This is a genomic window from Stenotrophomonas sp. Sm6012 (assembly GCF_030985895.1).
GTDB classification, from domain to species: domain Bacteria; phylum Pseudomonadota; class Gammaproteobacteria; order Xanthomonadales; family Xanthomonadaceae; genus Stenotrophomonas; species Stenotrophomonas forensis.
Window position 1 is genome coordinate 1 of sequence record NZ_JAPTFX010000145.1, and the last position, 12,032, is coordinate 12,032.

The 12,032-nt window shown below is 67.3% G+C and carries 10 protein-coding genes; 5 read left to right on the forward strand and 5 right to left on the reverse strand.

Translation table 11 applies throughout. From position 1 onward, the window contains the following. Positions 1 to 183 precede the first annotated feature (183 nt). On the reverse strand, positions 184 to 1,152 hold the full coding sequence (locus tag O0J73_RS18720; protein WP_004153645.1) for a LysR family transcriptional regulator: 969 nt from the start codon (positions 1,150 to 1,152) through the stop codon (positions 184 to 186). Between the two features lie 110 nt (positions 1,153 to 1,262). Here O0J73_RS18720 and aceB point away from each other — a divergent pair, with 110 nt between their 5' ends. From aceB to O0J73_RS18740, 4 genes are all read left to right on the forward strand, one after another. Continuing rightward, positions 1,263 to 2,885 carry a malate synthase A gene (gene aceB, locus O0J73_RS18725; RefSeq protein ID WP_308309354.1) on the forward strand — a complete coding sequence of 541 codons (1,623 nt, stop codon included), beginning with the start codon at positions 1,263 to 1,265 and terminating at the stop codon, positions 2,883 to 2,885. Positions 2,886 to 2,951: 66 nt separating this feature from the next. After that, on the forward strand, positions 2,952 to 4,307 hold the full coding sequence (aceA, locus tag O0J73_RS18730; protein ID WP_308309355.1) for an isocitrate lyase: 1,356 nt from the start codon (positions 2,952 to 2,954) through the stop codon (positions 4,305 to 4,307). A 240-nt stretch (positions 4,308 to 4,547) separates the two neighbouring features. After that, the gene (locus tag O0J73_RS18735) at positions 4,548 to 5,588 is read left to right on the forward strand and encodes a GGDEF domain-containing protein (protein ID WP_049456771.1); all 1,041 of its coding nucleotides are present in this window, start codon (positions 4,548 to 4,550) and stop codon (positions 5,586 to 5,588) included. A gap of 13 nt (positions 5,589 to 5,601) precedes the next feature. After that, positions 5,602 to 8,091: a putative peptide modification system cyclase gene (locus O0J73_RS18740; protein WP_308309356.1), complete on the forward strand. Its 2,490-nt coding sequence runs from the start codon at positions 5,602 to 5,604 to the stop codon at positions 8,089 to 8,091. A 7-nt stretch (positions 8,092 to 8,098) separates the two neighbouring features. On the opposite strand, the gene O0J73_RS18745 is transcribed toward O0J73_RS18740, so the two are convergent. Further along, a complete protein-coding gene (locus O0J73_RS18745) occupies positions 8,099 to 8,395 on the reverse strand; it encodes an NHLP-related RiPP peptide (RefSeq protein WP_049456769.1) in 297 nt (98 codons plus the stop codon). A 138-nt stretch (positions 8,396 to 8,533) separates the two neighbouring features. Here O0J73_RS18745 and O0J73_RS18750 point away from each other — a divergent pair, with 138 nt between their 5' ends. Continuing rightward, on the forward strand, positions 8,534 to 9,748 hold the full coding sequence (locus O0J73_RS18750; RefSeq protein ID WP_308309357.1) for a putative peptide maturation dehydrogenase: 1,215 nt from the start codon (positions 8,534 to 8,536) through the stop codon (positions 9,746 to 9,748). On the opposite strand, the gene acpP is transcribed toward O0J73_RS18750, so the two are convergent. The 3 genes from acpP to fabD form a co-directional block, all read right to left on the reverse strand. Then, complete coding sequence (gene acpP, locus O0J73_RS18755) at positions 9,738 to 9,977, reverse strand: acyl carrier protein (protein WP_005408313.1); 240 nt, start codon at positions 9,975 to 9,977, stop codon at positions 9,738 to 9,740. The two genes, O0J73_RS18750 and acpP, sit on opposite strands and share 11 nt — an antisense overlap. A gap of 152 nt (positions 9,978 to 10,129) precedes the next feature. After that, entirely contained in the window at positions 10,130 to 10,873 is a 744-nt protein-coding gene (gene fabG / locus O0J73_RS18760) for a 3-oxoacyl-ACP reductase FabG (RefSeq protein ID WP_004146899.1), read from the reverse strand. Positions 10,874 to 10,954: 81 nt separating this feature from the next. Beyond that, positions 10,955 to 11,899: an ACP S-malonyltransferase gene (fabD, locus tag O0J73_RS18765; protein ID WP_008268782.1), complete on the reverse strand. Its 945-nt coding sequence runs from the start codon at positions 11,897 to 11,899 to the stop codon at positions 10,955 to 10,957. Positions 11,900 to 12,032: the final 133 nt, after the last annotated feature.

The following is a 12,032-nucleotide window of genomic DNA, read 5'->3' on the forward strand; positions in this document are numbered from 1 at the left end:
TTTGCTTGCGAAGCACTGCTTCGCAAGCGCCCGAACGCACAGCCGCCAGCGGCTGGGCCGGACCGCGGAGCGGGGTTTACGGCGTCCCCCGCAACCGGACCCACCTCGCCATCTACGGATAGCCCGCTTTTGACGTTGCCCTGGCTTGAAGCAGGTGCAGGGCGCAGCCCTGCCGAGCACCTCTCACCGCTCGGAATGCCCGCTCTGGTCGTAATCGCGCGGACTGAACAACTCCGGCTGGATCAGCTCGATGAACGCCCGCGCCTGCGCCGACAACGCCTTGCCGCGGCGCACAATCACCCCGTAGCTGCGCTCCGGGAACCAGCGCTTCATTGACCGCGCCGCCAGCCGCTCGTGGTCGGCTTCGTTCAGGCACAGCGCGGGCACGATGGAAATGCCCATGCCCATCGCCACGTACTGCTTGATCACCTCCCAGCCGCCCACTTCCAGTGCCACCGTGTAGGCGATGCGGTGGCGCTGGAACACCTGGTCGACCAGGCGGTAGGTGATCTGCCGCTTCGGTGGCAGCACCAACGGATGGCGCGCGATGTCGGCCAGCTCCAGTTCGCCTCCGCTGGCCAGCGGATGGTCATGCGGCGCGATCAGCACCTGTTCGAAGCGGTAAGCCGGGGCGTAGCTGAGGTCGGCCGGCACATCGGTCATCGAACCGATCGCCAGGTCGGCCGCATCCTCGCGCAGCAGGTCGGTGCCATCGGCGCTGATCGCGTTGTGCAGGGTCAGGCGCACGTCCGGGTGGTGCATGCGGAAGCGTTCGACGATCTTCGGCAGCAGGTACAGGATGGTCGAACTGTTGGCGGCGATATTCAGCTCGCCCGCATCCAGCCCGCGCACCTTGTCGCGGAAGCGCGCCTCCAGCCCGTCCAGGTTCTCCACCAGTGGCTGCGCCATTTCATACAGCAGCTGGCCCTCGCGGCTGGGCACCAGGCGCCGCCCGCTGCGCTCGAACAGCGGCACCCCCAGCTCCCGTTCCAGCGCCTGCAACTGCAGGCTGATCGCCGGCTGGCTGACGAAAAGTGCCTCAGCCGCCCGTGAGACCGAACCCAGCCGCACCGTCTGGCAGAACGCGCGCAGCGGTTTCAACCGGTCGGATTTGTAGGAAAAACGCGGACTTGGCGGGGTTCGTGTGGTCATCGCGTCACAAGTATTAGCACAGTTTATGTAGAACATTGCAAAAACTGTTTTGCCAAATACTCGGCCCCGGCGGCACCGTGGAGACGTTCCCCCACTGCTGGAGTCGCCTCATGTCCGCCGTCGCTTCCGCTGTTCCCACCCCCGCTGCCAAGGCCACCCCCGGCATCGCGCTGGCGACCCGTGTGGCGGGCCAGGACACCGTGCTGCCGGCGCCGCTGCTGGCCCTGCTGGTGTCGCTGCACCGCGCGGTGGAACCGGGCCGGCAGGCGCGGCTGCAGGCGCGCCGAGAACGCCAGGCGTTCTTCGACCAGGGCGGCCTGCCGGACTTCCGCGAAGACACCGCCGCGATCCGCAGCGGCGACTGGATCGTCGCCCCGCTGCCGGCCGCGTTGCAGGACCGCCGCGTCGAGATCACCGGCCCGACCGATCCGAAGATGGTCATCAACGCGCTGAACTCCGGTGCCAAGGTGTTCATGGCCGACTTCGAGGATTCGACCTCGCCGACCTGGCGCAACCTGCTGGCCGGGCAGCAGTCACTGGCCGCCGCTGTGCGTGGTGACCTGGAATACACCGCACCCAATGGAAAGCACTACCGCCTGCGTCCGTACGACGAACAGGCGGTGCTGATCGTGCGCCCGCGTGGCTGGCATCTGGACGAGAAGCACGTGGCCATCGATGGCCAGCCGCTGGCCGGTGGCCTGTTCGATGCGGCGGTGTTCGCGTTCCACAATGCGCGCGCGCTGCAGGCCAAGGACCGCGGCCCGTACTTCTACCTGCCCAAGCTGCAGAGCATGGAAGAGGCCGCGCTGTGGGAGTCCGCGCTGTCGCACATCGAGGGCATGCTGGGCCTGCCGCACGGCCAGATCAAGGTGACCGTACTGATCGAAACGCTGCCGGCGGTGTTCGAGATGGACGAGATCCTGCACGCGCTGCGCGACCGCATCGTCGGCCTGAACTGCGGGCGCTGGGATTACATCTTCTCGTACCTGAAGACCTTCCGCCGCCACGCCGACCGCGTGCTGCCCGAGCGCGGCCAGGTGACCATGACCCAGCCGTTCCTGAAGGCGTATTCGGAACTGCTGATCCAGACCTGCCATCGCCGCGGTGCGCATGCGATGGGCGGCATGGCCGCGCAGATCCCGATCAACAACGATGCGGCCGCCAACGAACAGGCGATGGCCCGCGTGCGCGCCGACAAGCTGCGCGAAGTCAGCGCCGGCCACGATGGCACCTGGGTCGCGCACCCGGCGCTGATCCCGGTGGCGATGGCGATCTTCGACGAGCACATGCCAACCCCGAACCAGCACAGCGTGCTGCGCCAGGATGTGCGTGCCGGCCGCGACGAACTGATCGCGCGGCCGCCGGGCACCATCACCCGCGCCGGTTTCGAAGGCAACGTGGAAGTCTGCGTGCGCTACCTGGCCGCATGGCTGGATGGCAACGGCTGCGTGCCGATCCATCACCTGATGGAGGACGCGGCCACCGCCGAGATCAGCCGCAGCCAGCTGTGGCAGTGGCTGCACACACCGGGCCAGCAGCTGGACGACGGCACCGCCATCGACCTGGCCCTGCTCGACGCCACGCTGGCGCAGTTGCCGGCGCGGCTGGGCGATACCCATGCATTGCCCGGTGGCGCGCGCATCACCGAAGCCATCGCCCTGCTGGCCGAACTGAGCCGCAGCAATGAACTGACCGATTTCCTGACCCTGCCGGCCTACGCACGCATCGACTGATCGAGCGCCCGCGTTCCACCGACGTTTCCCTCACCGCTGCACGCACCAACCGAACTGGAGAAAGACATGAGCAAGCTGCCCACTGCCGAACAGATCCAGCACGACTGGGATACCAACCCACGCTGGGAAGGCATCCAGCGCAACTACAGCGCCGCCGACGTGGTGCGCCTGCGCGGCACCGTGCACATCGAGCATTCGCTGGCCCGCCTGGGCGCGGAAAAGCTGTGGGCGTCGCTGCATGAGCGCGAGTTCGTCAACGCGCTGGGTGCGCTGACCGGCAACCAGGCCATGCAGCAGGTCAAGGCAGGCCTGAAGGCGATCTACCTGTCCGGCTGGCAGGTGGCGGCCGACGCCAACCTGGCGGGGCAGATGTACCCGGACCAGTCACTGTACCCGGCCGATTCGGTGCCGGCGGTGGTCAAGCGCATCAACAACACCCTGCTGCGTGCCGACCAGCTGCACCACGCCGAAGGCAAGGACGACATCGACTTCCTGCAGCCGATCGTGGCCGACGCCGAAGCCGGTTTCGGCGGCGTGCTCAACGCCTTCGAACTGATGAAGGCGATGATCGAGGCCGGTGCCGCCGGCGTGCACTTCGAAGACCAGCTGGCCTCGGTGAAGAAGTGCGGCCACATGGGCGGCAAGGTGCTGGTGCCGACCCGCGAGGCGATTGAAAAGCTGAACGCCGCGCGCCTGGCCGCCGACGTGCTGGGCGTGCCGACCCTGCTGGTGGCGCGCACCGATGCCGAAGCCGCTGATCTGCTGACCAGCGACATCGACGGCAACGACAAGCCGTTCGCCACCGGCGAGCGCACCGTGGAGGGCTTCTACAAGACCCGCAATGGCCTGGACCAGGCGATCAGCCGCGGCCTGGCCTACGCACCTTATGCCGACCTGGTGTGGTGCGAGACCGGCAAGCCGGACCTGGAGTTCGCACGCAAGTTCGCCGAGGCGATCCATGCGAAGTTCCCGGGCAAGCTGCTGGCCTACAACTGCTCGCCCAGCTTCAACTGGAAGAAGAACCTGGACGACGCGACCATTGCGAAGTTCCAGCGTGAACTGGGCAGCTACGGCTACAAGTTCCAGTTCATCACTCTGGCCGGTTTCCACGCGCTGAACTACGGCATGTTCAACCTGGCCCACGGCTATGCGCGTCGACAGATGAGCGCCTTCGTGGAACTGCAGGAAGCCGAGTTCGAAGCGGCCGAGCGTGGCTTCACCGCGGTCAAGCACCAGCGCGAGGTCGGCACCGGCTACTTCGATGCGGTGACCCAGGCGATCCAGCAGGGCCAGTCGTCGACCACCGCGTTGACCGGCTCGACCGAGGGCTCGACATCCGATCAGGGTGGCCAGGGAAGGGCCAGACAACGCCGGCCGGTCGGGGGACCTGCCGGCGTTGTTGTATCGGTGGAACAGCGGTGAACGCGGGCAGCGTCAATCCGGCGCACCCCCCTGCGCGGCAACTTGGCCGAAACCCTGTGAAGACAGCCATCGGATTGATCCGGCAGGACTTTTGGCCAGGTGACGGTGAGCAGAACGGGCCACCACGCATCTTCATATCGGAGACGTGCGCCGGAAGGTCCAAAATGAGATAGGGCGCACACTTTAAAGCGGTGCTATGCTCCGCGGCTCACCAGGGGACGCTGGCGGCGGGTGCAGGGAATGACCGGCAGGGGTGCGGCCGAGAACAGTGATGTGACGTCAGGTATCGCCCGGGTGGCGATGGCCGAGATCGTGCACGCGCTGCTGTCCGATGCCGAGGTGGCATTGTTCGCCAGATTCGCCCGCCCATGCAAGCTTCATGCCGGACAGTGGCTGTTCCAGCGGGGGCACCGTGGCGAACGCATGTATGTGATCCTCGAAGGCCAGATCGAACTGGACTTCGGCGAAGACCTGGTGATCAAGACCCTCGGCCAGCATGAGTTCTTCGGCGAACTGGGACTGCTGGTGGGCGACCACCTGCGCAGTGCCAGCGCCCGTGCCCTGGCCGACTGTGAAGTGCTGGAACTGGGCCCGTCCGATTTCCATCGCCTGGTCGAATCCGATCCCGGCCTGGTCGCCTACTTCCTGCGCCGCACGATCATGCGCGTGCTGACCAACGAACAGGCCCTGATCAGCCAGCTGCGCCGGCGCAACCATGATCTGGAAACCGCGCTGGACAACCTGTACATCACCACCCATCAGTTGACCCATACGCGCGAGCTGGTGCGTACCGATGAGCTGACCGGGCTGCACAACCGCCGCGGTCTGACCCTGTACCTGCAGGAATGCCGCACCGAGCAGGAAGGGCTGCCGCAGGCCTTGCTGCTGATCGACTGCGACCGCTTCAAGCAGATCAATGACCGCCATGGCCACCAGGCCGGCGACCGCGTGCTGCAGAGCATGGGCAACATCCTGCGCTCGATGGCCGGTGAGCAGGACCTGGCCTGCCGGCTGGGCGGCGACGAGTTCTGCCTGATCCTGCGCCGTGGCAACCACGAAATCGTCCAGCACGCGGCCGAGTTCATTCTGAGTGCGGTGCATGGCCTGCTGGAACGCAGCAACGGTACGCCGCACGTAAGCCTGGTCAGCATCGGCGCCAGCCTGCTGCCGCCGGATGCGGGCTGGAGCGAATGGTATGCCAGCGCCGATCGCGCGCTGTACCAGGCCAAGCGCGATGGCGGCAATTGCCTGCGCTGGGTGGATGATCAGGACGGCCCATAGGGAGAGGCAGGCAATGAATGGCGACAACGGAACGTCAGCCCCGCATAGCCCCCAGCTACGCGCCCTGTTGTTCACCGATCTGTGTGATTCGCTGCAGCTGGTCGAGCGGATCGGCGATGTGGCGGCCGCGAGCCTGTTCCAGGAACACGATCGGTTGGTGCTGGTGCTGCAGCAGCGCTGGAACGGCCAGCTGATCGATCGCTCCGACGGATTGTTCATGCTGTTCGAGCGCGCCATCGATGCGCTGGGTTTCGCATTGGACTACCAGCGCGACCTGCATGGGCTGGGCCAGCAGCGCTCGATTGAGCTGCGTGCGCGTGCCGGCCTGCACGTGGGCGACGTGCTGACCTGGGACAACAGCCCCGAAGCGGTCCGCGCCGGCGCCAAGTCGATGGAAGTGGAAGGCCTGGCCAAGCCGATGGCAGCACGCCTGATGATGCTGGCACGGCCGGGCCAGATCCTGTTGTCGGCCGTGGCCGAATCGCTGACCCACCGCGCCACCGATGCGCTCGGCGAGCGTGGCACGCGCCTGCTGTGGAAGTCGCACGGGCGCTGGCGCTTCAAGGGTGTGCCGGTGGTGCAGGAAGTGATCGAAGTGGGCGAGATCGGGTCGGCGCCGCTGCGCATGCCGCGCTCCAATGCCAAGGCGCGCCGCGATCTTCCCCTGTGGCGGCAGCCCGTGGTGCTGGCCGCCGAAGGCCTGGTGCTGGCGGTGCTGGTGCTGGGTGGCTGGCTGCTGCTGCGGCCGGAACCGGCGATCGCCTTCGCCGAGCGCGACTGGGTGGTGCTGGCCGATGTCGACAACCTGACCGGTGACCCGATCTTCGACGAGTCGATGCGGCACGCGATTCTGATCGCGCTGGAGCAGTCGCGGTATGTGAACGTGTTGTCCGAAGGCAAGATCCGCGAAAGCCTGGAGATGGCGCGGCTGTCCAGTGACTCGCGGATGACCCGCAACACGGCCGTGGAAATCGCCATGCGCGAAGGTGCGCGTGCGGTGCTGCTGCCCAATGTGCGGCAGCAGACCGGTGGCTACCTGCTGGGCATCGATGTGGTCGAGCCACGCAGCGGCCAGCTGGTGACCAGCTTCACGGCAACGGCCGATCGCTCCGATCAGCTGGTGTTCGCGGTGGACGATGTGGTTGGACGCCTGCGTCGCGGATTGGGTGAGTCCGTCGCCAGCCTTGAGCAGTCGCTGCCCCTGCCGCGGGCGTCGACCCGCGACCTGCGTGCGCTGCGGGCCTTTGCCCTGGCCGAGAACGCGCTGGGCCAACGTCGCTTCGAAGAGGCGCGCAATCTCTACCAGGCCGCGATCGACATCGATCCGGGTTTTGCGCTGGCCTACATGGGGCTGGCCAAGCTACTGGCACGCACTGCACAGGTCCAGCAGGCGCGCGAGGCATTGGAGCATGCACTGGCCCAGCAACAGCGCCTGCCTGCACGCGAGCGCCTGTACCTGAAGGGCTGGCAGGCCGAGCTGGAACCCGGCGGCTGGCCGCTGGAGCAGTGGCGTGCACTGGCCAAGATCTATCCGGATTCGTTTGCCGGACTGTCCAATACGTCGTGGGGCCTGCTGCAGGACAATCGCTTCACCGAAGCGCTGCCCTATGCGCGCGCGGCGACGGTGCCGCAGGATCCATTGCGCTTGTATCCGATGATCCATCTGGCGCGGGCGCAGCTGGGCCTTGGCCAGCCACAGCAGGCGATGCGGACCCTGCATCAGGCACAGATGCTGCGCGGCAATGACGAGGCCGACGACCTTGATGTGGACGTCCTGATCGCCCAGGGCCAGCAGGCACAGGCACGGCAGGTGCTGATGCGATTGCCCAGGGGAGACGACCTGCAACAGCGCATGCGCCTGCGTGCCCACCTGCTGGTGGCTGCCGAGCAGCGCGATTGCACAGCCATGCATTCAGCGATTGCGGCGGACGGTCCGGCGCCGGAGCTGATCGACTACCAGATCCATCGACGGCTGCAGCACGCTACGGTGACCACGCTGTGCACGGCCGGGGACGTGAAGGAGCTTGAATCCATCGCGGCGATGCTGCGGCCCCTGCTCCGCGACAACGAAGACTCCGCCGTGGGAAGCCGCAGCCTGCAGTTGCTGGCGCTGGCTTACCTGGCCCAGCGACAGGGCCAGCATGTGCTCGCCGCAGAGTGGCTGCGCGACCACGGCCAGCTGCTGGAGGGGCAACGCAGCCCGGTGGTCGGCAAGTGGCTCCGCGTGGTGCGGGCCATGGCCGAACTGGGTCGGCAACGGCCGCAGGCGGCACGCGATCTGCTCGAGCCCGCGCTGGATGGCAGCGAACCGGTACAGGCCCATGTGGTGCTGTTGCAGGCATTGCGTGCACAGCAGGACGCCGCCGGCGTGCGCCGCGAGCAGCAATGGCTGGCCCGGCACCACGGCCAGGCCATTGCTGAAGTCGCTTCGATGCAGGTCTGGCAGCCCTTGAACGTGCACGACATCGCCGCCATGGCGATGTCGCCGCCATCGTCGCACTGAAGCAGGCTCAGGCGTTGACGCGCTCGTCGATGCGGTCGGCTTCGAAACAGAACACCACCGTCATCGAGGCGGTCGAGGTGCTCAGGTACGCGTGCAGCGAATCGCGCGTGCGGCACAGCTCCTCGACCGACGCCAGGGTGCCGATCTTCATGCAGTCGTTTTCGCCGATAGCGCGGTCCAGGCCGATCGAGGCCAGCGCCTGGGCCGGCGAAGCGGTGAAGCGGCTGCGGAAGTCGTCGTTGTCGATCAGGTGGTCCAGCAGGATGCTGGCGTCGTCGGCGGAAAGGCGGGGATGGGTGCTCATCGGGATCGTCCGTAGGTGGAGTTTCTCGTATCGGCCGCGACAGCCTGCCATTGAGGGCCGTGGCGCGTTCATCGCTAAAGTTGGCCGCGCTGCGGTCGCTGCTGCTATGCCGGTTGTGCGGCAGAAGGAAGGAAACCCATGCGCCTGCGCCGCTGCGCCAGCCTGATGTTCGAACCCCGCGAGTCGGTCACCCTGGACCTGCGCGCGATGCTGGCCGGCCACGCCGAGATGGATAGCCAGATCAGCTGGGTGGCCCTGGCCGCCCATCTGGATCAGCCCCTGCCGGTGGATGCCGAGGAGCGCCAGCTGCTGGGCGAGCTCAGCGCGCACCGCTGGAGCGAGCCACCGGCCGACGCCTCGCCGGCCATGCTGGCGCGCCTGGTTGAACAGGGCCTGCTGCTGACCGACCCGCCCAGCGAGGTGGGGCACCAGCTGCGTGATGAGGCGCTGCGGCGCAGCCAGTGGTGGCCGTTGGCCGCACTGGCCCATCGCCACGCGCGTTGGCAGGCCGTGGACAGCGTGGAGGACATGCGCCGGCAGGGGCTGGACACTGCCGCCGGCCTGCGCCAGCGGCTGGGGCCGCCACCGCCGGTGGTGCAGCCGATGCAGGGCGATTACCAGCCGCTGCCGCGCAGCGACGAGGCTGCGTTCGACGCACTGCTGGCGCGGCGCACCACCTGCCGCAACTTCGACCCGCAGCGCGCGCTGCCGCTGCCGTTGCTGGCCCAGGTGCTGCAGCGCACGCTGATGGCGCACGCGGTGCAGAAGGTCGAGCGCGATACCGAGTTCCTGAAGAAGAACGTGCCCTCCGGTGGTGGCCTGCATCCCACCGAAGGCTTCCTGCTGGTGCAGAACGTGGAGGGGCTGGCACCGGGCCTGTACCACTACCACCCGGTGCAGCACGCGGTGCTGCCGCTGCCTTCACCGCCGCCGCCGTCGCTGCCTGCGCTGGCACGGCGGATGCTGTCGGGGCAGGAGTGGTTTGCCGATGCACCGGCACTGCTGGTACTGGCGCCGCGTTATGACCGCTGCTTCTGGAAGTACCGCAACCATGCCAAGGCGCACCGTGCGGTGACGCTGGATGTCGGCCATATCTCGCAGCTGCTGTACCTGTGCGCGACCGAGCGTGGGCTGGCCGCGTTCGTGACCGCGGCCATCAACGATGCCGATGTCGATCGGGCGTTCGGCTTCGATGGCATCGGCCAGAGCGCAATGGCCATCTGTGGCCTGGGCTGGCGCAGCGCCACGCTGGACACGGCGGAATTCGATCCCGCCGGACGCGTGTTGGCGGGGGGGGGGGGGCGGGGCGGGGAACCCCGCGGGGGCCCACTGCCGTCTGGCATCAGGCCTTGACGTGGGCCTTGACGTAGTCGATGGCGGCCTGCACGGTGCTGATCTTCTCGGCTTCTTCGTCCGGGATCTCGCACTCGAATTCTTCTTCCAGAGCCATCACCAGCTCGACGGTGTCCAGCGAGTCAGCGCCCAGGTCATCGACGAACGATGCGCTGTTGGTGACTTCTTCTTCCTTGACGCCAAGCTGTTCGACGACGATTTTCTTGACGCGTTCTTCGATGGTGCTCATGGGATCTCGCTCCAGATGGAGTTGTGGTTCAAAAGTGGTCGCCATCAAAGGCGATGGCCGTGGGATAGTGTAGTGGAAACCGGCGCGGCCTTGCATCGCAGCAAAAAACCCAGCAGATCAACCACTTGCGGCGCAATCCCTGCGCCCCTTGCTTACGGCATGTACATGCCACCGTTCACATGGAGGGTTTCGCCGGTGATGTAACCGGCAGCCGGGCCGGCCAGGAAGGCCACCGCATGGGCGATGTCTTCCGGCGAACCCAGGCGTTCGAGGGCGATGTCGTTGATCAGCGCGGTACGCGCTTCTTCCGGCAACGCCTTGGTCATGTCGGTGTCGATGAAGCCGGGAGCGACCACATTGACGGTGACACCGCGCGAACCGATTTCCTTGGCCAGCGACTTGCTGAAGCCGATGATGCCGGCCTTGGCGGCCGCGTAGTTGGCCTGGCCGGCATTGCCGGTCACGCCCACCACCGATGCGATGTTGATGATGCGGCCCTTGCGCGCCTTCATCATGCCGCGCATGACCGCCTTGCTGGTGCGGAACACGCTGGTCAGGTTGGTGTCGATGATCGACGCCCAGTCCTCGTCCTTCATGCGCATCAGCAGGTTGTCGCGGGTGATGCCGGCGTTGTTGACCAGGATCGAGATCGGGCCGAACTCCTTGGCGATGCCGTCCAGCACGCTGTCCAGCGCCGCCGCGTCGGTCACGTTCAGCGCGCGGCCGTGGCCACCGTGGGCAGCCAGGCGCTCGCCGATCGCCGCAGCGCCGGATTCGGTGGTGGCGGTGCCGATGACGGTGGCGCCCTGGGCGGCCAGCAGATCGGCAATGGCGGCACCAATGCCACGGCTGGCGCCGGTGACCAGTGCGATTTCACCCTGCAGGGGCTTGCTCATGATGTTTTCCTCAGGCTGGGACGGCCGCCGCGCCCGTGCCGCTTGCAGCGGCCACCGGCACGGTCGGCAGGAACAGGGGGGTCAGGCCGACCATGCCTCGCGGGCGGCTTCGAAGTCGCCCGGCGTGGCCAGTGAACGGCCGTCGATGGCCTTGTCGATGCGCTTGACCAGGCCAGTCAGCACCTTGCCCGGGCCGCATTCGGCGATCTGGGTGATGCCACGCGCGGCCAGCGCCTGCACGCAGCCGGTCCACTGCACCGGCTGGTACAGCTGCTGCACCAGCGCGGTGCGGATGGCGTCGACGCCGTCATGCACCTTGGCATCGACGTTCTGCACCACCGGCAGCTGCGGCGCCTGCCAGGACAGGCCGGCCATCACTTCAGCCAGGCGGTTGGCGGCTTCGCGCATCAGCGGGGTGTGCGAGGGCACGCTGACCGCCAGCTTGACTGCCTTGCGCACGCCCTTCTCGGCCAGCAGCGCCAACGCGCGGTCGACGGCATCAGCGTCGCCGCCGATCACGATCTGGCCCGGCGAATTGAAGTTGGCCGGTACCACCACCTGGCTGCCTGCGGCTTCGGCGCACACGTCCAGCACCAGCTGGTCTTCGGCGCCCAGCACGGCGGCCATGGCACCGACACCGGCCGGCGCGGCTTCCTGCATCAGCTGGCCGCGCAGGCGCACCAGGTGCGCACCGTCATGCAGGCTCAGTGCGCCGGCAGCGACCAGCGCGGTGTATTCGCCCAGGCTATGGCCGGCCAGCACCGACGGGCGCGGACCGCCCACGGCGTTCCAGGCGCGCCACACGCCGATGCTCGCGGCCAGCAGGGCCGGCTGGGTGTATTCGGTACGGTTGAGCATTTCCTCCGGGCCACCCTGGGACAGCGCCCACAGGTCGACGCCGGCACCATCGGATGCCTCGGTGAAGGCCTCACGCACCTGCGGGTGCAGTTCGGCCAGCTCGGCCACCATGCCCACAGACTGCGAGCCCTGGCCGGGGAAGACAAAAGCGAGGGTGGATACGGTCACGCGGTCATCCGCTTGTTGCAATCGAAGCGGGCCATGATAAGGGCGAATCCGCTGTGTCGTCTGTACGTGCGCGTATGCAGGCGTATGGAGCTACCCGGCCAGCAGCCCGCCGGGCTTGGCCCGGCGGGCGCAT